This is a genomic window from Mesoterricola sp. JemC181 (assembly GCF_055384585.1).
Genome location: NZ_AP045076.1, coordinates 4,089,739 through 4,111,199, shown reverse-complemented (window position 1 = coordinate 4,111,199; position 21,461 = coordinate 4,089,739). Strand labels below are relative to the sequence as shown.

Genomic DNA, 21,461 nt, shown 5'->3' with positions numbered 1-21,461 from the left:
CCATGCGCATCCTGCCCGCCCTCGTCGCCCTGCCGCTGGCGGCCCAGATCACGTACCCGGGCAGGACGTACCGGCCCGAAGTGCCCAGGCCCGCGGTGGGCCGCGCCTACACGCCGGACGCGGCCCTGGCCGCGGCCCTGGCGGGCATCGCCTCGGCGAAGGACCGGGTTCGCGTCTACACCTACAACGTCACCGAAGAGGGCAGGCCCCAGGTGCTGCTGGCCATCTCCAGCCCGGAGAACCTCGCCAGGCTCGACGCCCTGAAGGCCGACAACGCGCGCCTGGCGGACCCGCGGACCCTCTCCGAGGCCGAGGGCAGGGCCCTGGCGGCGCGGAACCCGGCCTTCGTGTGGCTGGGCTACTCCATCCACGGCGCCGAGCCCGCGGGCACCGAGGCCGCGCTGGCTGTGGCCTACCACTTCGCGGCCTGCCAGGATCCCGAGGTGCTCGGGCAGCTCGGCCGGACCGTGCTCCTCCTGGACGTGACGCAGAATCCCGACGGCCGGGCCCGGCACCTCCAGGCCGTGGCCGAGGTGACCGAGGGGGAGAACCCTTCCGATCCCCAGGACGCCCAGAACCAGGCCCGGTGGCCCACCGGCCGCTTCAACCACCGCCTCTTCGACCTCAACCGCGACTGGGTCTGGCAGACCCAGGGGGAGAGCCGCGCCAAGACCGCCCTCTTCCTGTCCTGGAACCCGCAGGTGCTGGCGGACCACCACGAGATGAAGCCCGAGGGCAACTACTTCTTCCCGCCCGGCATGGCGCCGGTGCACCAGGCGCTGCCCGCGCCCTTCGGCGGCGGGTGGCAGAAGACCTTCGGCGAGGCCCTCGGCAAGGCCTTCGACGCCCAGGGCTTCGCCTACTTCACCCGGGAGATCTTCGACCTCTTCTACCCCGGCTACGGCGACTCCTGGGGCTGCTTCCAGGGGGCCGTGGGCATGACCTACGAGTGCCCCAGCCCTGGCGGCCTGGCCTACCTGCGCAAGGACGGGGACCTCCTGACCCTGGAGGCCCGCGTGCGCCGGCACGTCACGGCCAGCCTCGCCACCGTGGCGGTGGCCGCCGCCCGGCGCGAGGAGCTGCTCCTGGACTACCACCGCATGCGCCGCGAGCGCCTGCGCGCCCAGGGCGCCTTCCTCCTGGGCCCCGGCGCCGATCCCGGGCGCACCCTGGCCCTGGTGCGCCTCCTGCAGCGCAACGGCATCGAGGTGGTCCGCACCACCGGGGCGGTGCCGTCGGCGGGTCTCGAGGCCGTCCTGCCCGGAGCCGTCCCGGCCCAGATTCCCCAGGGCAGCTACCTAGTGCCCCTGGACCAGCCCCGGGGCGGTCTCGCCGAGGCCCTCCTGGAGCGCCGGGCCGCCTTCGGCCCGAAGCCCAGCTACGACGCCACGGCCTGGAGCCTTCCCCTGGCCTTCAACGTGCCCGCCTGGCGCGCCCCGGTGCGGCCGAAAGTGGGGACCGAGCCGGTGCGGGACGCCGCCGACGCGCCGCTGCCCCGGGCGGGCTACGCCTACCTGGTGTCCTCGGGCGCCGAGGGCCGGGACCGGGTCCTGGAAGGCCTCCTGAAGGACGGCTTCCGGGGCTCCGCCGCCCCCGCGCCCTTCGTGGCGGGATCCCGCGCCTACCCCGCGGGCACCGCCATCTTCACCCTGCTGCGCAACGACGCGGCCCGGCTCGAGGCCCGCGCAAGGGACCTGGCCGCCCAGGCTCCGGGGGTCGTCACCGCCGTGGATTCCAGCGCGGTGGCTTCGGGGCCCGACCTGGGCTCCGTGAAGTCCCTGGCGCTGCGGGCGCCCCGGGTGGGCCTGGTCATGGACGCCCCCGCCGACCCCACCGCGGTGGGCGCCGTGATGCAGGCCCTGCTCGAGGCCGGCATCCCCTTCACCCAGCTGCGCGCGGGCCGGCTGGCCCAGGCCGACCTGCGCCGCTACAGCCACCTCATCCTCCCCGACGACAACGGCCTGGGCGCCAAGTGGCAGGCCGCGCTGGGACCCGCGGGCGCGGCCCGGCTCAAGGCCTACGCCATGGACGGCGGGGTGCTGGTGGCCATGCAGGGCGGCAGCGCCTTCGCGGCGCGCTCCGGCGTGAGCGAGGCCGGCGTGAGCTTCCTGGCCCGCAGGGACGAGGAGGCCCGCCTCAAGGAGAAGGATCCCAAGCGCGAGGCCGCCGCCCCGCCCCTGCCCGAGCGCACCCTGACCTGGGCCCAGCGCGAGGACCAGGGCCTGATGGAGTCCATCCCCGGCGCCATGCTCAAGGCCGACATCGACGGAACCCATCCCCTGGGCTGGGGCCTCAACGCCGCCGAGGGCGCCGTGCTGGACTCCAGCGATCCGGTGCTGGAGCTGAGCCCCGGCGGGGAGAACCCCCTGCGCTTCGGCACGGGCGACCTGAACCTCTCAGGCCTCCTGCCCCCGAAGCTGGAGGCCAAGGTGCGCAACTCCGCCTACGCGCTGAGGGAGCACAAGGGCCGGGGCGCGGTCATCCTCTTCTCCGGGGACCCCGTGCACCGCGGCTGCGCGCCCCTGACCACCCGTGCCTTCTACAACGCGCTGTTCTTCGGGGCCTACGCGCCCCAGGACGACGAGGACTAGGTATCCTGTAGGCCATGGAGAATCGGCGCATCATCCTCGCCATCACCGGCGCCACCGGCGCGGCCTTCGGCGTGGCCGTGGCCCGGCGCCTGGCGGCGAACCCTCGGGTGGCGCAGGTGTCCCTCCTGCTCTCGCCCACCGGGCGCCGCTGCCTGCTGGACGAATGCGGGCTGCGCGCGGAGGATGTCGTGGCGCTCTCCCCCAAGCTGCGCCACCTGGACGAGCGCAACGTGGGCGCCGACATCGCCAGCGGCAGCCACCGCCAGGACGGCATGGCCATCGTCCCCTGCAGCGCGGGGACCCTGGGGCGCATCGCCTCGGGGGTGAGCGACGGCCTGGTCACGCGCGCGGCCGACGTGTGCCTCAAGGAGCGCCGCCCCGTGGTGCTGTGCCTCCGGGAGACGCCGCTCAACCGCATCCACCTGGAGAACATGCTGCGCGTCCATGACGCCGGCGCCGTGGTGATGCCGGTCATGCCGGGGTTCTACCACAAGCCGGAGTCGCTCGACGACCTGTACCAGGCCTTCGCCACCCGGGTCCTGGACCAGCTGGGGCTGCCCGAGGCCGACGCCCGCAGGTGGGGCGGCTGATGGAACGTGCGCGGCCCGGGCTGGCCTGCGTCCCTCCGCCGTGGGCGAGGGGCGCCCACCTGCAGACCATCGCCGCCCAGTTCCTCCCCAATCCGCCCGCCGACCTGCCCTGGGAACGCCTCCGCCTGGACCTGGGCGACGGGGACGCCCTGGCGCTGCGGGCCCTGGACGGCACCTCCGGCGTGGCGGTGCACCTCTTCCACGGCCTGGGCGGGAGCGTGGACGGCCACTACATGCGCCGCCTCGCCGCCGTGCTCCACGCCCGGGGCCACGCGGTGCTGGCCGCCAACCACCGCGGCGCCGGCGAGGGCGCCGGGCTCGCCAGGCAGACCTACCACAGCGGGGCCACCGGGGACATGGCGGCGGTGCTGCGCCTGGGGCGCCGGCGCTTCCCGGGCCAGCTTCAGGTGGCCGTGGGCTTTTCCATCAGCGCCAACATCCTCCTGCTCCTGGCCGGGCGGGACCGGCACCTGGACCTGCCGGACCGGGCCATCGCGGTCAATCCCCCAGCGGATCTGGAGGCCTGCTCCGTGCGTCTGGGGCGGGGCTTCAACCGGGTCTACGACCAGTACTTCGTCCGGCGCCTGCGCCGGGAGGTGGCGGGGCGCCCAGGGGGCGAGGCCGCGCGCGCGGCGCGGACGCTGCGCGCCTTCGACGCGGCGTACACGGCCCCCCAGGCCGGCTTCCCCACGCGGGAGGCCTACTACGCGCTCTGCTCCTGCGGCCCCCACCTGGCCGGGATCGACGTGCCCACGGTGATCCTCACCTCCCTGGACGACCCCTTCGCACCGGCCGGGGACATCCTCGTCCAGCCGCGCTCGGAGGCCGTGCATCTGCACGTGGAGGCCACCGGCGGGCACATGGGCTACGTGACGCGGAACCTCCCGGGCCACCGGTGGCTGGACTACGCGGTGGGCCACTACCTGGACGGCCTCACGGCCCGTTCCTGAGTTCCGCGCACATGCGACGGGCCCCCGGTGGGGGCCCGTCGCAGGTACCGGAGCGGCCTACTTCGCGAAGCGCTTGGAAACCTCGGCCCAGTTGATGTTCTCGTTGAAGGCGTTGATGTAGTCGGGGCGCTTGATGCCGTAGTCCACCATGAAGGCGTGCTCCCAGCTGTCCAGCACCAGGAGCAGGTCCTGCTCGATGGGCAGGCCCAGGTGGTGCTCGGCGACGAAGTAGGTGTGGAGCTTGCCGTCGCGGCGGTTGCGGGTGAGCAGGGCCCAGCCGGGGCCGCCCAGGGCGGTGGCCTTGAGGTCGGCGACGAGCTTGTCCTTGCCGCCCTGCGCGTCCAGGGCCTTCTGGAGCTCGGGGGAGATGGAGCCGTTGGCGCCCAGGTTCTCGAAGTAGAGCTCGTGGAGGAAGGAGCCGTTGAAGGCCACGGCCTCGCGGCGCTTGAGCTCCGTGTACTCGTTGAAGGAGTAGTTGGGCTTGGTGTTGTCGGCCTCGGCCAGCTTGGACTCGATCTCGTTCAGCTTGGCGATGTAGCCCTTATAGAGGGTGAAGTGCTGGTCCAGCTGGCTGTCGCTGAAGCCTTTGAGGGCGCCGCCCTTGAGATGATCGTAATTCTTGGGTTCATAAGCCATGTATGCCTCCGAAGCATGCGCGAGTGCGTCGCGTATATCCTACCAAACAAGTCGGGATCGGAAAAACAAATTACTTAAGAATTGAAACTGGACGGCGGGTGGGCCAGCCACTGGCCGCCCAGGACCACGGTGGTCACGGGCACATTGGGGGTCTTGAGGCCCCGGTGGGACATGCAGGTGTGCACCGCCACCAGCTTCACCCCCCAGGCGGCGGGCCGCAGGTGGGTCTCCAGGGCCCGGGCGATCTGGTGGGTGAGGCGCTCCTGCACCTGGAGGCGGTTGGCGAAGCCCTGGATGACCCGGACCAGCTTGGAGAGGCCCACCGTGCCGCCCTCCCCCGGGAGGTAGCCGATGGTGGCGTAGCCCTCGAAGGGGGCCAGATGGTGTTCGCAGGTGCTCACGAAGGGCACCCGCTCAAGGATCACGGGGCAGGGGGCCAGGTCCCCGGGGAGGGGCTGCAGCTCCAGGGCCGGATCCTGCGCGTAGCCCCCGAGGCGTTCCGCCCAGAAATCCGCCACCCGCTGGGGCGTCTCGGCCAGTTCGGGCGAGGCCGGGTCCGCCCCGAAGGCCTTCAGGAGCTCCCTCACCGCCGCCGCCGCACCCGCCGTGTCGAACGCCATGGACACCTCCAGGTGTCCAGGGTGCCACCAATCAGGCCAGGAGGGTGAAGGTGTTGTTCATTGCGGCCAACTGGGCGGCCGCCGAAGCCTGGAGCAGGTAGGTCTGGCTGGTGGACGTGCCCGCTCCGGAGGTCTTGTCGGCCGCGGCGGCATTGGCGGCGGCCTGGGACGCGGCGTCCGCCGTGAGGTTCCCGCCGCCGTAGGCCTTCTGGGCCTGGGCCGCCAGGAGGGCGAGGGCCGAGCCGCTGGCGGTGGCCGGGCCGAATCCCGAGAGCCCCGCCGAGCTGTCCCCGAACAGCTCGGACAGGGAGGAGGAGCTGGTCGTGCTGGAGAGGCCTGAGACGAGCTGGGAGGTGCTGAGGCCCAGGAGCCCGGTGGCGGTGGTGCCGGCGTCGGCCGTGCCGGCGGCCTGGAGGGCCTTGCCCTGGGTATAGATCGCCGAGACCAGGGGGGCGTTGTTGGTCTGGCTGATCAGGGACGTGAGGGGGTCGGAGGAGGTGCCCTGGGCGTTGGAATAGGCCTGGGCCAGGACCTGGAAGACCGCGTTCGCCCGGCTCGTCGTGGCCAGGGTCGACTGGTAGCTGTAGGTGCTGAGTGCGGAGGTCGCGTCGATGGTCATGGTCCACCTGGTCTGCTTATCGGCAGGGCGGGGCGGTTCCGATAGGGCAAATCCGGCCTTTCTTGTGGGATCATCGGAGCCTGGAGAGTTCCATGCCCGAGACCAAAGTCACCTACGCCGCCTCCGGCGTGGACATCAACCGCCAGGACGACGCCCTGGCCCGGATCAAGCCCCTCGTGAAGGCCACCCGGACCCCCGGCGTCCGCAGCGACCTGGGCCTCTTCGGAGGCCTCTATTCCGCGAAGTTCGAGGAGGGGGACCCCATCCTGGTCAGCTCCATGGACGGCGTGGGCACCAAGATGAAGGTGGCCCGCCTCGCCGGCACCTGGGACACCGTGGGCGCCGACCTGGTCAACCACTGCATCAACGACATCCTGGTGCAGGGCGCAAGGCCCCTCTTCTTCCTGGACTACGTGGCCGCCCAGCGCCTGGAGCCCGCGGTCATCGAGCAGATCGTCCGCGGCATGGCCGGGGCCTGCTCCGAGGGGGGCCTGGCCCTCATCGGCGGCGAGATGGCGGAGATGCCCGGGGTCTACGCGGAGGGCGAGGTGGACGTGGCCGGGACCATCGTCGGCGTGGTGGACGAACCCCTGCTCCTGCCGCGCCTTTCCGCCATGGCCCCCGGGGACGTCCTCATCGGCCTGCGCTCCTCGGGCCTGCACACCAACGGGTACTCCCTGGCCCGGAAGGTCTGCTTCGAACTGGCCGGGCTCAAGGTGGACGACCTTCTCCCCGGCACGGACCAGACCGTGGCCCAGGCCCTCCTGGCCGTGCACCGCAGCTACCTGCGGCCCGTGCTCCCCCTGGTGCGCGCGAAACGGCTCGTCGGCATGGCCCACATCACCGGCGGGGGCCTCACGGACAACCTCCCCCGCGTCCTCCCGTCCCATCTGGACGCCGCCATCGACACGTCCAGCTGGGAGGTCCCGGCCCTCTTCCGGTTCCTCATGGAACGCGCGGGCCTGCCCCTGGACGACGCCCGGCGCTCGTTCAACCTGGGCGTGGGCATGGTGCTCATCGCCCCCGCGGCCGGCGCCGGGGAGGTGCTGAAGGACCTGCGCGAGGCCGGCGAGGCCCCGTGGGTCCTTGGCGAACTGGCGCAGGGGACCGGGAAGGTGACCTATCGCTGAGCCCACGTCCAAGGCCCGGGTGGACTCCCTGGACATCTTCCGGGGGCTGATGGCCTTCGCGGTGGCCATCTACCACTTCGCCAACTGGTATCCGGTGTTCCCCGCGGGCCAGTTCGCCGCCTACACCACCAAGAAGGTGGGCGCCTACGGCGTGGAGGGCTTCTTCATCATCAGCGGCTTCTGCTTCTTCTACCTGTACGGGGCGGAGGTCCTCACCGGGCGCGGGCTGCGGGACTTCCACCTGAAGCGGTTCTTCCGCATCGCGCCGCTCTACTACCTGGCCGTGGCCGCCAACCTCGTCTTCGGCCTCGAGGCGGGGCCCGGCCACACCCTGCGCATGGTCGCGGAGAACGGCACCTTCACCTTCGGGCTCATCCACCCCAACCACTCCCTGGTGACCGGGGGCTGGTCCATCGGCATGGAGTACGTCTTCTACCTGGCCTTCCCCCTCCTGGCCTGGGCCGCGGCGCGGTGGAGGCCCTTCCTCGCGGTGGGCACCCTGGCCCTCCTGGCCCTGTCGGCGCCCTGGTCCTTCACCTACGTCCCCCAGGCCTCCTTCGACGGCGACATGAAGTTCCACGCCTACGTCCAGGTCGCCAACCACGCCTTCCTCTTCCTCATGGGCGGGCTCGTCGCCCAGGCCCGGCTGGCCTGGAAGGGCCGCCTCACCACGCTCCAGTTCCTGGGCCTCTGCCTCGCCCTGGTGCTGGCCTTCACCCTGCGGCACCGGAACTTCTACGACGACTTCGAGATCATGGTGGGCTGGCCCCGCTACTACTTCTGCCTCGTCTGCTTCGCCGCGGTGGCCGTGTTCGCGTTCTACGACTTCCCCGACTCCCTGGTGAAGACCGCCGGCAAGTTCCTGGGCGAGGTGAGCTACTCGGTGTACCTGCTCCACCCCCTGGTGCAGGAGGGACTCCTGCACGCCGTGCCCGGGGGCCTGGGGCCCTGGACGGGGTTCTTCCTGGGGCTGGCGCTGACCATCGGGCTCTCCGCGCTGACCTTCCGCTTCATCGAGAAGCCGATGATGGGACTTGGCCGGAGGCTGTCCCGTACCTAGGCCGCAGGAATAACCCTCGATTTTTTACATGTTTCCGCTATAATCATAGGTTTGCGGGGACCTGGATGCTTGCAGTACAGAATGTGACGATGCGCTTCGGCGCCAGGATCCTGTTCGAGAACGTCACCACCACCTTCCAGAAGGGGCGGCGCTACGGCCTCACCGGTCCCAACGGCAGCGGCAAGTCCACCCTGATGAAGGTCTTCACGGGCGAGATCGAGGCGTCGGCCGGAACCATCCAGCGGCCCGGGAACATGGGCGTGCTGGCCCAGGACCAGTTCGCCTTCGACCGCTACCGGGTGGTGGACACCGTCATCATGGGCAACAAGGTCCTTTGGGACGCGCTCCACGAGCGGGACCTGATCTATTCCAAGGCCGGGATCACCGACGCCGACGGCATGCGCCTTGGCGTCCTGGAAGGCATCGTCGCCGACGAGGACGGCTACACCGCCGAGGGCGACGCGGCCATCCTGCTGGAGGGGCTGGGCGTGCCGGAGCAGCTCCACGAGCGCGCCATGGGCGAGGTCCAGGGCGGCCAGAAGGTCCGGGTCCTGCTGGCCCAGGCGCTGTTCGGCAATCCCGGGGCCCTGCTCCTGGACGAGCCCACCAACCACCTGGACCTGGAGTCCATCCACTGGCTGGAGGGGTTCCTGGCCCGGTTCAAGGGCACGGTCATCGTCATCTCCCACGACCGCCATTTCCTGAACGCCGTCTGCAACCGCATCGCCGACATCGACTACCAGACCATCACCCAGTACACAGGCGGCTACGACGACATGGTCACCCAGAAGCTGGAAGTGCGCACCCGGAAGGAATCCGAGAACGAGCAGCGGGAGAAGAAGATCGGCCAGCTGGAGGGTTTCATCCAGCGCTTCGGGGCCGGCACCCGCTCCAGCCAGGTGAACTCCCGGCGCAAGGAAGTGGAGCGCCTGGCCCTGGACGACCTGGCCTCCACCAACATCCAGCGGCCCCACCTCCGGTTCGGCGCGGAGGTGCCCGGCGGCAGGCATCCCCTGGCCCTGGAGGGCGTCTGCAAGGGCTACGACGGCGAGGACGGCCGCATCGAGGTGGTGCGCTCGTTCACCGCCGCCGTCGCCCGGGGCGAGAAGATCGCCCTGGCGGGCCGGAACGGCTCGGGCAAGTCGACCCTGCTCAAGGCCCTGCTGGAAGGCGCCCCCGGCGTCACGGAGGCGGATCGCGGCCTCGATTCCGGGGATGTGAAGTGGGGCCACGGCGTGGAGGTCGGCTACTTCGCCCAGGACTTCCGCGAATCCATCCCCGCCGGCCACACGCTGGTGGACTGGCTGCGGCAGTTCGATCCCGAGGCCTCGCTGGAGACCATCCGGAAGGTGCTGGGGCAGATGCTGTTCACGGGCGACGAGGGCCTGAAGGACACCGGGGTCCTCTCCGGTGGCGAGGCCTGCCGGCTGATGTTCTGCAAGCTCATGCTCCAGAAGCCCAATTTCCTGGTGCTGGACGAACCCACCAACCACCTGGACCTGGAGGCCGTCATCGCCCTCAACTCGGCGCTGAAGGACTACCCCGGCACCCTGCTGCTGGTCACCCACGACGAAGGGCTGCTCCACGACGTGGCGACGCGGGTGTGGTCGGTCACGGAAGGGGGGATCGAGGACTTCCAGGGGTCCTATGCCGAGTTCCTGGCGAGCCGGTAGCCCCGGGGTTTCCCGGACTCGGGATGAAGGGGGTTGTTAAGGGCAGGAAGATCCCCGTCCATCCCATGAATCCGATTGAGGGGAAAGGGCAGGATAAGGCCTGGCCGGGCCTTTCTCATGGTTTGCCTAGCCATCCACATTCGGGTTCATCGACATCAGCTCGCCAGGCAGGCCCTGGCGGAGTTCCCGGGCGTGGGCCAGGAGGAACGTATCCCGGCTCCCGGTGAGGCCGCCCAGAGCCTGGACGAGGACCGCCGACGCCGCTTCCGCGCGGTCGACGCGCTCCCCTGGCGTCCCCGCCCGCGCCAGCCCCTCCAGTTCCGCGGCCAGGGCGGGATCCGGGAGGGCCCGGAACATCCACTTGTAGAAGGGCCGGTAGCGGCGCGCCAGGAGGTAGGCCGCGCCCATGGCGTGGCGCAGGAAGGCGGCCTGGGCCAGGGCGGCGGCCACCACCTCGCCGCGGCGCAGGGCCCGGGGCAGGTTGTACTGCCCGGCCTGGGCCGCCGCCTCCAGGCACGCGGCGAGCTTGTGGAGGCGCACCGGTTCCGGGTAGTGGTCCAGGAGGCGCTGCCGGTGGGCCGTGAAGGCCCCGCAGCGGTCCGCGAAGACTTCGCCGTTGGTGCAGGCCGCCAGGGCGTGCTCGGGGATGGCCAGCCACTCCGCGGCGGTCTCCGGGGGGCGTTCCAGGCCCGTGAAGCGGCGGTAGAAGGCGCCCGCCTCCAGGACGCCGGTGCGCCCCGGGGTGGCGCGCACCGGGTACCCCTCGAAGACCTGCGGCAGGTCCGCGAGGACCGCCTCCAGGGGGGCCGCGGGATCGCCGCGGCGGAACCAGAGGCACACCGCGGGGCCCCAGTCGTGGTCCCGGGACACCTCGTCGTCGAAGCCGAAGCAGTCCGAACCCTCCCCCACCAGGCCCGCGGCCGCGGGGAGGCCCCCCAGCCGGGGCGCCACCTCGCGTTCGAAAAGGCGCCGGGAGAGCCCGAGGCCTACTGGCAGCACTTGAACTTCTGCATGCGGGTCTGCGCCTCGCTGGCCTCGATGTCCCTCCAGCCCATGCGCTGGAAGAGGTTCGTGTACCGCTCCTCCACGAGGTTGCGCCCCTCGGCCTGGGCCGACCGCATGAAGGCGTGGTACTGGAGCAGGGTCGCGTCCGAATAGGTCTCCAGGTCCGCGGCCATGTAGGTGCTGAACTGGTCGCCGCGCCCCGTGAAGGTCAGGGGGTAGCGCCGGTTCACGGCCAGCATCCAGTCCGCCTCCACGGCCACGATCTCGCCGATGAGGGGCGTGTCCTTGAGGGGCGGGATCTGGCCGGCCATGCGGGCGTACTTCTCGGTCATCAGGTTCCGGCCCTGGGCGGTGGCCTCCACCAGCTGGGCTTCCATGGGGTCCAGGACCTCGGGGGGGAGCACGGAGTGGCTCATCCAGCGCATGAGGCGGAAGGTGCCCTCCTCCTCCTGGCAGGCGGCGGGTTCGCTCGCCTTCACGCTGTGGAACATGGGCCACTCCAGGTCGATGATGCGCTGGATCTGGGGTTCGGTGACGAGGTCAGACGGCTTCATGGGGCGTCCTTTCGGGGGTCATGATCTGGGCCAGGCGGTCGGCGTAGCTGGGGGCCAGCGTCCGGAGCAGAGTCTCCTGCCGGCGGGTTTCCCCGGGGTCGCCGGCTGCCCAGGCCAGGACTCCGAGGTGGAAGTGGGGGGGAGGGAAGGCGGGGTCCAGCGCGATGGCCCGGCGCAGCACGGCCATGCCTTCGGCGTGGCGGTCCCGCATGCCCAGGGCCAGGCCCAGGCCCCACAGGGCCGGCACATGGTCGGGGTTCCTCGCCAGGGCGGCGTCGTAGGCCTCCAGGGCCTCCTCCAGCCGGTCCAGGGAGCGCAGGGTGGTGCCCAGGAAGGCGCGAACCTCGGCGGACCCGGGAAGCCGGCGCGCGGCTTCCTCCAGGGTCGCCAGGCAGGCCTGCATGTTCCCGGTCTGGCCCTGGGCCATGGCCAGCTTGATGAGGGCGTCCTCCCCGGGGAAGAGATCCGCGGACCGCCGCAGGGGCGCCTGGGCCTCGGCGAACCGCGCCAGCCTGAACAGGATGAGCCCGTGGAGGTAGTGGGCCTGGGCGTCGCCGGGAAGGGAAAGGGCGAGGTCCGCGAAGAAGGCGAGGGCCCCCTCCCGGTCGCCATCCTTGTAGCGGAGCAGGCCTTCGGCGTAACGCGGGGGCGGGGCGGAATTTTCGGTCTGGGACATGGGTCTGCCTTGCCGGAACAGATACTATATTGGTCACGGAATGCAGGCATTGCACTAAAATCGAGTGTAATAATTGCTGACATCTGCGTCAGCTTTTGAAACGTTCATCTCATGACGGATCTCAAAATTTAGGATAAGCCTTTTGTTACATGCATTTTGACGAGAAAATACCGATTTTGGCTGAAGGCTGATTTTGTCCCAAATAAAATCCTTGGGCTCAAAATTCGTTACACATTCCCAAACCGGCACCGCGGATTCCGTCCGGAGACCGTTTCCTGAATACCTAACTATTATATATTCCATCAAATAGAAAACACCGGGTTCGGGTTGGCACCAGGTTTGCATACCTGGGTTGTCCGACTCCCATGCTTTTCCGGCCGAATCGCCGGCCAATCACACATCCACCACTATGGAGGCATCTGATGCCCAAAAAACTCAAAGAGGTGCTGGTCGAAGCCGGCATTCCCATGGATTTCGAGTCGGGCGGCCATTCCCCGGCGAACCTCACGGACCGGGAAGTCGTCAAGGAGCCCCACGCCCGCGTGAAGGCCCTCAAGGACATCTTCATGCAGACCCTGTCCTCGGCCAACAACGAGTTCCCCTACTGGTATTCCCGGGAGTACTTCTCCCTGGATTCGGAGATCCCGGTCATCCGCCGCGCCCAGGCCCTGAAGACCGCCTTCAGCCACCTGACCCCGGTCATCTACCCCGGCGAGCTGCTGGTCATGCACAAGGCCCCCTTCTTCCGCGGGTCCTTCCCCATGCCCTGGCTGTCCGAGGGCTACTACATGGCCAAGGAGGACGAGCTCTACCAGGACGCCCTCAAGCGCGGTTCGGCCTCGGCCGACGAGCACTCCAAGTTCGGCACGGGCGGCGGCAACGTCACCAAGAGCTTCGGCAAGGTCGTGTCCCTGGCCGGCAAGTTCGGCATGCGCCAGGAAGAGGTCCCCGGCCTCCTGAACCTGGCCAAGAAGTGGGTCGGCAAGTCCGTCGACGACCTGGGCCACAAGTACGAGCAGATGGTCCCCGACTACGAAGTGAAGGAAGCCCTCATGCGGAACATCTTCTGCATGTTCGATTCCGGCTACACCCTGCCCCAGGGCCGGGAAGTCATCAACTACTACTACCCCCTCGAGTACGGCATCGACGGCCTCCTCGCCATCGCCCGTGAACTCAAGGACAAGGTGGCCGGCCGCGCCGACGGCGACGGCATCAAGGGCACCAACCGCCTCTTCAACTACGAAGCCATCATCCTCGTCCTGGAAGGCATCAGCACCTGGATCAGCAACTACGCCAAGGAAGCCCGCCGCCTGGAAGGGCTGGAGAAGAACGCCGTCCAGAAGCGCGAGTACAACCAGATCGCCGAGCGCCTCGAGTACCTGGCCCACGGCAAGCCCCGCGACTTCCGCGACGCCATCCAGATGATCCTCACCTTCCACCTGGCCGTGCTGAACGAAGACGCCATCTCCGGCATGTCCCCCGGACGCATCGGGCAGGTGCTCTATCCCTACTTCGAGCAGGACATCGCCGTCGGCCGCATCTCCGAGGACGAGGTCATGGAGCTCCTGGAGCTCTACCGCCTGAGCATCTCCTCCATCGACTGCTTCGCCTCCGCGGGCGTCGTGGGTGGCGTGCTCTCCGGCAACACCTTCAACACCGTCAGCATCGGCGGCCTCACCAAGGAAGGCAAGCACGCCTGCAACCGCCTGGAATACCTGCTGCTGGAAGCCGGCCTCACCAACGCCATGCCTCAGCCCACCCTGGCGCTGCTCTACGACGAGAAGCTCCCCGAGGACTTCCTCCTGCTGGCCATGGAGACCATCAAGACGGGCGTCGGCTATCCCGCGTTCATGAACAACCAGAGCGCCATGACCTTCATGATGAACCAGTACGGCGCCGAGGGCATGACCCCCGAAGAAGCCCGCGCCTGGGCCATCGGCGGCTGCCTCGAGTCCTCCGCCTGCTGCTGGAAGCCCCTGCACCTGAACGGGAAGGAATACTTCATTCCCGGCGGCGCCGGCCAGCCCACCTCCGTCGGCGTGCACTTCCTGGCCATGCCCAAGATCCTGGAAGCCGTCCTCTGGAACGGCGTGGATCAGCGCACCGGCCAGAAGGTCTTCGAGCCGCACAACCGCACGTTCACCACGTACGACGAGCTCTGGGACCAGTTCAAGCTCTACTGGCAGAAGGCCGTGGACGTCCTGGCCCTGACCAACAACGTCCAGCACGACATCTGGCGCAAGAACAACATGGCGGTCATCAACTCGCTCATGAAGCCCGATTGCATTGACACCGGCCACCTCATCGACGAGAAGGGCTACCGCTACAACGCCACCTACAACGTCGAGAGCGCCGGCACCATCACCGCCGTCAACTCCCTGGCCGCCATCAAGAAGCTGGTCTACGTCGACAAGTCCGTCACCCTCGAGGACCTGAAGAAGGCCGTCAAGGACAACTTCGGCTTCAAGACCGCCAAGGAAGTGAACTCCTTCTCCCTGTCCGACCAGGAGAAGCGCGAGGACGGACCCAGCGCCTGGGACAAGCTGCACTTCATGTGCCTGCAGGCCCCCAAGTACGGCAACGACGAAGCCTTCGCCGACGAGATCCTGCTCGAATGGGAGAACTTCTTCTGCCCCGACTGCTCCAACTACGAGTCGCTGTTCGCCCACAAGATGTATCCTTGCCAGATCTCCGTGTCCACGCACGGGGCCATGGGGTCGGCCACCATCGCCTCCATGGACGGGCGCCTCGCCGGCACGACCTTCGCCGACGCCTCCCTCTCAGCCTTCCCCGGCACCGACCGCAACGGCGTCTATGCCCTGCTGAACTCCGCGGCGATCTGGGACCACACCATGAGCCAGAACTCCCAGCTCAACATCAAGATCCACCCCAGCGCGATCCAGGGCCCCAGCGGCTCCCGCAAGCTCCTGGACCTCTGCCAGGCCTACATGCGCAAGGGCGGTTTCCACATCCAGTTCAACGTCGTGGACACCAAGGTGCTCAAGGACGCCCAGGCCAACCCCCAGAACTACCGCGACCTGATGGTGCGCGTCGCCGGATTCACCCAGTACTGGGTCGAGATCGGCAAGCCCGTCCAGGATGAACTCATCGCCCGCACCGAATACGAAGGGATCTGAACATGACGACCAAACTCAACCACCGCGACTGCCAGAACTTCGCCGCCATCGACGTGTCGAAGGGCATCTGCCACCTGACGAAGAACATCGTCCTGGCCGACACCGAACAGTGCGAGAACTGCGCCCCGCTGAGGAAGTGCTCCGGCTGCAAGCAGTTCTCCGCCACCAAGGACGTCATCGAAATGGGCGTGTGCGGGGCCTCCAAGATGGACCCGAAGTTCTTCGCCTATCCCGACATGGTCGCCACGACCTGTGAGATGTACCAGTCCCACTGAACCCAGGCGCCCCTCCAGAACCTTCCTGGCCTCCGCGGAACCTCGCGGGCGCCGGGAAGGTTTGCGGAAGGGGGAAGATCAGACACCAAATGCGTCACAAATGGGAGCAATCCTCATGGAAGAGAAAAACGCAAAATTCTACGGCTGGTCCGTGGTGTTCGCCTCCTGGCTGGCCGTGTTCTGCCTGTTCGGGTACCGGGCCACCTTCGCCATCCTCAAGGGCCCCATGGCCGTCACCCTGGGGTGGACCAGCGCCGAAGTGACGCTGGGCTATTCGCTCATGATGGTCGTCTACGCCGTGGCCGCCTACTTCAGCGGCATGATCCTGGACAAGTGGGGCACCAAGCCCGTCTATGCCGTGGCCGCCGTCTTCGGCGCCCTGGGCTTCGTCCTGACGGCCCGCATCGATTCCCACCTGGCCTACCTCTTCACCTTCGGCCTCCTGGGCGGCATCGCCACCGGCATGCTGTGGGTCACCTCCACCGTCTCCGTTCGTAAGTGGTACATCGGCAAGTCCTATGCCACCATGTGGGGCTTCGCCTTCGCCGGCGGCCCCATGGCCCAGTTCGTCCTGGCCCAGGTGGTCAAGCCGACCCTCTCCGCCAGCCAGGCCAAGCTCGACGGCGCCATCCGGCCCCTGATCGAGGGCGGCGCGGCCATGGCCCCCAAGCAGCTGGCCCTGGCCATCGCGACCAAGCTCAAGGACCCCGCGGTCCTGGCCATGGCCGACGTGAAGAGCGCCCTGCAGGGCCTCGAGCACGCCTGGCGCTACCAGATGACCATCCTGGGCGTCATCGTCCTCATCGCCCTGGTGGTGGCCGTCCTCGTGGCCAAGCAGTCCCCCGAGCGCTACGGCCTCAAGCCCTTCGGCGCCATCCCCGCCGCGCCCGGCACCGCCGCCGTGGCCGAGATCGACTGGACCATCGGCGAAGCCTTCTCCAAGTACGCCATCTGGGGCGGCATCCTCACCTTCCTCACCAGCATGATGGGCGAGTTCCTCATCTGGACCCAGGTCGTCAGCTACTGGACCCAGGACGTGGGCTACAACCTCAAGAAGGCCACCAACATCTACGCCCTCATCGGCCTTGTCGGCATCTTCTCCATGCCCATCATGGGCAAGGTGGCCGACCTGGTCGTCCAGAAGGTGGGCGTCGAGGCCAAGGGCCGCAAGATCATGCTCCTCGTCGGCCCCGCGACGGGCGTCATCGCCTGCCTCCTGCTGCTGGCGAGCCCCTCGGGCGACATCTTCGCCTACATCGCCTGCGTCATCTTCGCCATCTACTGGGCCATCGTGCCCGGCGGCGTGGTGGGCTACACCGGCGCCATCTACGGCCGCAAGACCCTGGGCAAGATCTGGGGCCTGGCCACGATGATCGTCATGGGCATCGGACCCTTCCTCGGCTCCTACATCGGCGGCTGGCTGAAGGACTTCTCCGGCAAGTACACGTACTCCATCTGGTTCGCCCTGTGCGCGTTCGGCGTCTCCATCCTGCTGGCGTCCACGCTGCCCCTCAAGGCCGAGTACAAGAAGACGGCGGCCTCCAAGCTGCCCATGGAACCCGAATTCAACAAGTAGCAGCGGAATGCCAGGAGACAAGGTGACCATCCCGACCGAACCGTCCACGCCCACCGGGCTCATTTTCGACATCCAGGCCCACTCGGTGCATGACGGCCCGGGAACGCGGACCACCGTGTTCATGAACGGATGCCCTTTCAACTGCGAATGGTGCTGCAATCCCGAAGGACTTTCCAGGAAGCCCGTGGTCATGCACCGCGACGGGCGGTGCCAGCACTGCGGGAAGTGCATCGAAGCCTGCCCCAAGGGAGCCATCTCCCTTGGGGCCGACGGCGTCGAGACCTTCGACCGGAGCCTGTGCACGGACTGCACCACGTACGAATGCGTGGAGTTCTGCTACCACGAGGGCAACGTCCTCAGCGGCAAGCGGTACACCATCGACCAGATCATCGCCATCTGCCAGCGGGACCGGGCCTACTGGGGCAGCGGCGGCGGCGTGACGTTCTCCGGGGGCGAACCGCTCCTCCAGCGGAACTTCATGCTCCCCCTCCTCAAGCGATGCCGGGAGATCCGCATCAACACCTGCATCGAGACCACCGCGAGCCTGCCCTCGGACTACTTCATGGAAGCCGCGGCCCTGCTCAACTGGATCTTCGTGGACATCAAGAACATGGATCCGGTCGCCCACAAGGCGAAGACCGGCGCCGACAACGCGCTCACCCTGAAGAACCTCAGGCTGCTGGGAGCCTCGGACCTGGACTGTTTCGTCGTGATCCGCATCCCGGTGATCCCGGGCTGGAACGACTCCGAGGCCAACATCCGCGCCACCGCGCGGTTCGTCAAGGAGTGCGGCCTGGAGGTCATCAACCTCCTCCCCTTCCACCGGCTCAGCGAGTCCAAGTGGCGCCAGGTGGGCGAGGACTATGCCTTCAAGGACATCCCGGGAATGACCCTCGAGGACCTGAAGCCCCACGCGCAGTGGGTCAGGGAAGAGGGCATCACCTGCTACACCGGCTGGGAAACCCCCTTCTGAGCCGCCCCCCCTCGAATCGAATGGAGTGACCATGCGAATGAATTGCAGGACCCTTGTGACCGCGCTGTCGGCCACGCTCGCGCTTTCCGCCCAGGCGCCGACCACCTTCGACGTGGGCTTCGAGGAGCGCGTGCGTTCCGAGGAGTGGAACAACATCACCGACCACAGTGACAAGATCAACGACGGCCACCTCCACTACCGCATGCGCACCCGTCTCTGGGGCCAGCTGAACATCGGCAAGGACCTGGAGCTGGCCGCGGGGCTGGCCCAGGAGAACCGCAAGGTGGTCCGCCCCGACGTGCCCTACAACGGCCGGCAGATATTCTTCGAGACGCTGTCGCTGAACTGGCGCTTCGCGCCGGGCTGGGCCGTGAAGGCCGGCCGGCAGGACATCATGCGGGGCGAGGGCTTCGTGTTCATGGACGGCAGCGCCCTGGACGGTTCCCGCTGCGCCTACATGAACGCCATCGACCTCACCCGGAACCTGGGCACCGCCTCGAAGCTCGAGTTCATCGCCATCTCCAATCCCCGGCAGGACAAGTACCTCCCCCGCCTGAACGACCCCAGCGACCTCAACCTGGTGCAGCGGCTCACCGAGTGGGACGAGCAGGCCCTGGCCCTCTACTACACGGGCAAGGAGATCAAGGACACCACGATCGACGCCTATGCCGTCTACAAGACCGAGACCAACGACTACCGGGCGAGGAACAACGCCATGTACCAGCCCGACCGGAAATTCACCACCCTGGGCGGGCGCGTGGACCGCAGCTTCGGCGGCGGCTGGTCGGCCAACGCCGAGCTGGCCTTCCAGTTCGGGACCCAGGCCGCCAATGCCGCCCAGAACGTGGGCTCCAAGGACATCGGCGCCTACGGCGGCTACACCCATGTGAAGAAGTCCTTCGAGGCCTCCTGGAAGCCCCGGGTGTCCCTGGGCTACATCCTCCTCTCGGGAACCGACCCCCACTCCGACAAGATCGGCGGCTGGGATCCCGTCTTCAGCCGCTGGCCCAAGTGGAGCGAGCTCTACATCTACTCCCAGCCTGCGGAGAAGGGCGTGGGCTACTGGACCAACACCGGCATGTTCGAGGCGGAAGTGCGCGTGACCCCTGCGAAGAACTTCGACCTGCGGGCCACCTACTACAAGATGTCCGCCATGGAGGCTCCCGCGGCCGTGGCCGGCCAGTTCGGCTCGGGCAAGGACAGGGGCGGCCTCGCGCAGGTGCGGGCCGACTACAAGGTCAACGACAGCTTCAAGGGCCACGTGCTCTACGAGCGCCTCACCCCGGGCAGCTACTACGGCGCCCAGGACCCGGGCTACTTCTTCCGAATGGAAGTGACCTACACGTTCAAGGCGCGGATCTGAACATGGTTCCCGCCACCGGCAGGTGTTCCTTGATGGGGGGGGTGAGGCCTGGGATAATGGCTCCCATGCCTATCAACTCCCCCCATGGAAAAGCGGCGTGCTTTCCCATGGTCTCAAGTGATTGCGCCGTCGACGAGGTTGTCGAACTCCTGCTGGTGAATGGCGGCTCCTCGGTGGAGGTGACCGGGGCCGGAGGGCAGCCCTGCGGCACCTTCGACCTGATGGGCCATCTCCTCCGGGTGCGCCAGGGCGGGTCCTGGGGGCCGGACGAGACCGTGGGCGAACACCTGGCGGCCCCCGGCGGGGAGGCGCCGCCCGCGCCGGAAGGCTTCTGGCGGGAGGTGCTCCACTCCATGCTGGCCGGGGCGGAAAAGCCCATGGTGGCCCTCACCGACGGCGCGGAGCGGGTCCTGTTCGCCAACGCGTCCCTGCGCGGGGCCTTCCCGGGCATCTTCCCGGCCGTCAACGTGCGCGTGGAGGACCTCCTGCCGGGCCATCCCGTGGGCCGGGAGGAGGACCGGGGTCCCGTCTCCTTCTGGTTCGTCCAGAACCAGCAGCGCGCGTTCATGGTCCTGCGCGTGCGCCCCGGCGCGGACGGCATCGGGGCCCTGGTGCTGTTCGAGCTCACCGCCCAGCTCAGCCAGGGCTACCGGGAGGCGCTGGACGAGGTGGACGTCCTCAAGCGCGTGCTGGACACCGTGGAGGGCCTCCAGGTGGTGGACACCCGGGGGATCATCACCCTGGTGAACGAGAGCTTCCTGAAGATCCACCACCTCACCCGCGAGCAGTCCGAGGGCCATCCCGTCACCGAGGTCATCGACAACACGCGCATGCACATCGTGGCCCGGACCGGCGTGGCCGAGGTGGACGAGATCCAGACGATCAACGGCCACGAGTACGTGGTGAGCCGGATTCCCATCTTCAAGGACGGGAAGTGCCTGGGGGTCGTGGGCAAGATCGTCTTCCAGGACTTCCAGGAGATCCAGCGCCTGGCCCTCAAGGCCAAGCGGCTCCAGATGGAACTGGAGGCCCTGCGCAAGAGCAAGGGGAAGCCCCACTCGGACACCCGCTTCTCCTTCGAGGACATCATCGCCACCTGCGAGACCAGCCTCCAGGCCAAGGAGCGCGCCATGATGGGAGCGCCCACCGCCTCCACCATCCTCCTCCTGGGGGAGAGCGGGGTGGGCAAGGAGGTGTACGCGCACGCCATCCACAACCTCAGCCCGCGGTACAGCCGCCCCTTCGTGCGCGTCAACTGCTCGGCCATCACCGAGACGCTCATCGAGAGCGAACTCTTCGGGTACGAGGACGGCGCCTTCACCGGCGCCAGGAAGGGCGGCCGGGCCGGAAAGTTCGAGCTGGCCGACACCGGCACCATCTTCCTGGACGAGATCGGCGACATGCCCCTGGCGGCCCAGGCCAAGCTCCTGCGGGTGCTCCAGGAGCGCGAGATCGACCGGGTGGGGGGCGAAGGCACCATGCCCGTGGACATCCGGGTCATCGCCGCCACCAACCAGGACCTCTGGGCCATGGTGGAGCAGAAGAAGTTCCGCCGGGACCTCTTCTTCCGGCTCAACGTCATCCCCATCGTCATCCCGCCCCTGCGGGACCGCCCGGGGGACGTGAAGGCCCTGGCCAAGCTCTTCTGGGCCGACCTCCAGAAGACCCACGGCATCACCACCAAGTTCCTCACCGAGGGGGCCAAGCACCTGCTCCAGGACTATCCCTGGCCCGGCAACATCCGCGAGCTGCACAACGTCCTCGAGCGCACCTTCACCATCGTGCGGGACAACCTCATCAGCGAGGACCAGGTGCGCATGATCCTCCAGGGCGTGGGCTCCAGCGCGGGGCATGTGTGCGAGAACGAGGACTGCCCCCTGGACGAGGTGGTGGAGAAGGCCGAGCGCCGCGCCATCGGCTTCGCCCTGGCCCGCACCAACAACAACAAGGCCCAGGCCGCCAAGCTCCTCGGCATCTCCCGGCCCCTGCTCTACCGGAAGATGCACCAGTACGACATTTCCTAAGCCTTCGAC

General features: G+C 68.3%; 18 protein-coding genes. 12 read left to right on the top strand and 6 right to left on the bottom strand.

What is annotated here, in order from left to right:
* Nucleotides 1-2 precede the first annotated feature (2 nt).
* The 3 genes from ACZ5MC_RS18080 to ACZ5MC_RS18070 are packed head-to-tail and all read left to right on the top strand — an operon-like array spanning nucleotide 3 to nucleotide 4,131.
* Entirely contained in the window at nucleotides 3-2,591 is a 2,589-nt protein-coding gene (locus ACZ5MC_RS18080) for a M14 family zinc carboxypeptidase (RefSeq protein ID WP_464516437.1), read from the top strand.
* Between the two features lie 14 nt (nucleotides 2,592-2,605).
* Nucleotides 2,606-3,181 carry a UbiX family flavin prenyltransferase gene (locus tag ACZ5MC_RS18075; RefSeq protein ID WP_306601877.1) on the top strand — a complete coding sequence of 192 codons (576 nt, stop codon included), beginning with the start codon at nucleotides 2,606-2,608 and terminating at the stop codon, nucleotides 3,179-3,181.
* A complete protein-coding gene (locus ACZ5MC_RS18070) occupies nucleotides 3,181-4,131 on the top strand; it encodes a YheT family hydrolase (protein ID WP_306601876.1) in 951 nt (316 codons plus the stop codon). Before ACZ5MC_RS18075 ends, ACZ5MC_RS18070 begins: the two co-directional genes overlap by 1 nt.
* Nucleotides 4,132-4,188: 57 nt before the next feature.
* Here the strand turns inward: ACZ5MC_RS18070 and ACZ5MC_RS18065 are convergent, their stop codons facing one another.
* The 3 genes from ACZ5MC_RS18065 to ACZ5MC_RS18055 all read right to left on the bottom strand — a co-directional run bounded on the left by ACZ5MC_RS18065 (nucleotide 4,189) and on the right by ACZ5MC_RS18055 (nucleotide 6,006).
* Nucleotides 4,189-4,767 carry a superoxide dismutase gene (locus tag ACZ5MC_RS18065; RefSeq protein ID WP_306601875.1) on the bottom strand — a complete coding sequence of 193 codons (579 nt, stop codon included), beginning with the start codon at nucleotides 4,765-4,767 and terminating at the stop codon, nucleotides 4,189-4,191.
* A 74-nt stretch (nucleotides 4,768-4,841) separates the two neighbouring features.
* Nucleotides 4,842-5,387 carry a GTP cyclohydrolase I gene (gene folE / locus ACZ5MC_RS18060; RefSeq protein WP_306601874.1) on the bottom strand — a complete coding sequence of 182 codons (546 nt, stop codon included), beginning with the start codon at nucleotides 5,385-5,387 and terminating at the stop codon, nucleotides 4,842-4,844.
* A gap of 31 nt (nucleotides 5,388-5,418) precedes the next feature.
* Entirely contained in the window at nucleotides 5,419-6,006 is a 588-nt protein-coding gene (locus tag ACZ5MC_RS18055) for a hypothetical protein (RefSeq protein WP_464516436.1), read from the bottom strand.
* A 92-nt stretch (nucleotides 6,007-6,098) separates the two neighbouring features.
* On the opposite strand from ACZ5MC_RS18055, the gene purM reads away from it, so the two are divergent.
* The 3 genes from purM (at nucleotide 6,099) to ACZ5MC_RS18040 (ending at nucleotide 9,869) form a co-directional block, all read left to right on the top strand.
* Complete coding sequence (gene purM, locus ACZ5MC_RS18050) at nucleotides 6,099-7,136, top strand: phosphoribosylformylglycinamidine cyclo-ligase (protein WP_306601872.1); 1,038 nt, start codon at nucleotides 6,099-6,101, stop codon at nucleotides 7,134-7,136.
* Between the two features lie 19 nt (nucleotides 7,137-7,155).
* Entirely contained in the window at nucleotides 7,156-8,196 is a 1,041-nt protein-coding gene (locus tag ACZ5MC_RS18045; protein WP_464516435.1) for an acyltransferase family protein, read from the top strand.
* A gap of 65 nt (nucleotides 8,197-8,261) precedes the next feature.
* Nucleotides 8,262-9,869 (top strand): ABC-F family ATP-binding cassette domain-containing protein, encoded by a 1,608-nt coding sequence (locus tag ACZ5MC_RS18040; protein ID WP_464516434.1) that lies wholly within the window; start codon nucleotides 8,262-8,264, stop codon nucleotides 9,867-9,869.
* Nucleotides 9,870-9,995: 126 nt separating this feature from the next.
* On the opposite strand, the gene ACZ5MC_RS18035 is transcribed toward ACZ5MC_RS18040, so the two are convergent.
* From ACZ5MC_RS18035 to ACZ5MC_RS18025, 3 genes are read right to left on the bottom strand one after another with little or no spacing between them, the layout of a single operon-like run.
* On the bottom strand, nucleotides 9,996-10,868 hold the full coding sequence (locus ACZ5MC_RS18035; RefSeq protein WP_464516433.1) for a DUF4037 domain-containing protein: 873 nt from the start codon (nucleotides 10,866-10,868) through the stop codon (nucleotides 9,996-9,998).
* On the bottom strand, nucleotides 10,856-11,428 hold the full coding sequence (locus ACZ5MC_RS18030) for a DUF4125 family protein (protein ID WP_464516432.1): 573 nt from the start codon (nucleotides 11,426-11,428) through the stop codon (nucleotides 10,856-10,858). Before ACZ5MC_RS18030 ends, ACZ5MC_RS18035 begins: the two co-directional genes overlap by 13 nt.
* Nucleotides 11,415-12,104 (bottom strand): tetratricopeptide repeat protein, encoded by a 690-nt coding sequence (locus ACZ5MC_RS18025; RefSeq protein ID WP_464516431.1) that lies wholly within the window; start codon nucleotides 12,102-12,104, stop codon nucleotides 11,415-11,417. The genes ACZ5MC_RS18030 and ACZ5MC_RS18025 overlap by 14 nt, the downstream gene beginning before the upstream one ends.
* A 422-nt stretch (nucleotides 12,105-12,526) precedes the next feature.
* Between ACZ5MC_RS18025 and hpdB the strand changes: the two genes are divergently transcribed.
* From hpdB to ACZ5MC_RS17995, 6 genes are all read left to right on the top strand, one after another.
* Nucleotides 12,527-15,241 (top strand): 4-hydroxyphenylacetate decarboxylase large subunit, encoded by a 2,715-nt coding sequence (hpdB, locus tag ACZ5MC_RS18020; protein WP_306601866.1) that lies wholly within the window; start codon nucleotides 12,527-12,529, stop codon nucleotides 15,239-15,241.
* A 2-nt stretch (nucleotides 15,242-15,243) separates the two neighbouring features.
* Nucleotides 15,244-15,516, top strand: a complete 273-nt coding sequence (gene hpdC, locus ACZ5MC_RS18015; protein ID WP_306601865.1) for a 4-hydroxyphenylacetate decarboxylase small subunit — start codon at nucleotides 15,244-15,246, stop codon at nucleotides 15,514-15,516.
* Between the two features lie 115 nt (nucleotides 15,517-15,631).
* A complete protein-coding gene (locus tag ACZ5MC_RS18010; protein ID WP_464516430.1) occupies nucleotides 15,632-17,092 on the top strand; it encodes an MFS transporter in 1,461 nt (486 codons plus the stop codon).
* 22 nt (nucleotides 17,093-17,114) lie between these two features.
* Nucleotides 17,115-18,065: a glycyl-radical enzyme activating protein gene (locus ACZ5MC_RS18005; RefSeq protein ID WP_306601863.1), complete on the top strand. Its 951-nt coding sequence runs from the start codon at nucleotides 17,115-17,117 to the stop codon at nucleotides 18,063-18,065.
* 31 nt (nucleotides 18,066-18,096) lie between these two features.
* Nucleotides 18,097-19,428, top strand: a complete 1,332-nt coding sequence (locus ACZ5MC_RS18000) for an alginate export family protein (RefSeq protein ID WP_464516429.1) — start codon at nucleotides 18,097-18,099, stop codon at nucleotides 19,426-19,428.
* A gap of 107 nt (nucleotides 19,429-19,535) precedes the next feature.
* Nucleotides 19,536-21,452: a sigma-54 interaction domain-containing protein gene (locus ACZ5MC_RS17995; protein ID WP_464516428.1), complete on the top strand. Its 1,917-nt coding sequence runs from the start codon at nucleotides 19,536-19,538 to the stop codon at nucleotides 21,450-21,452.
* Nucleotides 21,453-21,461: the final 9 nt, after the last annotated feature.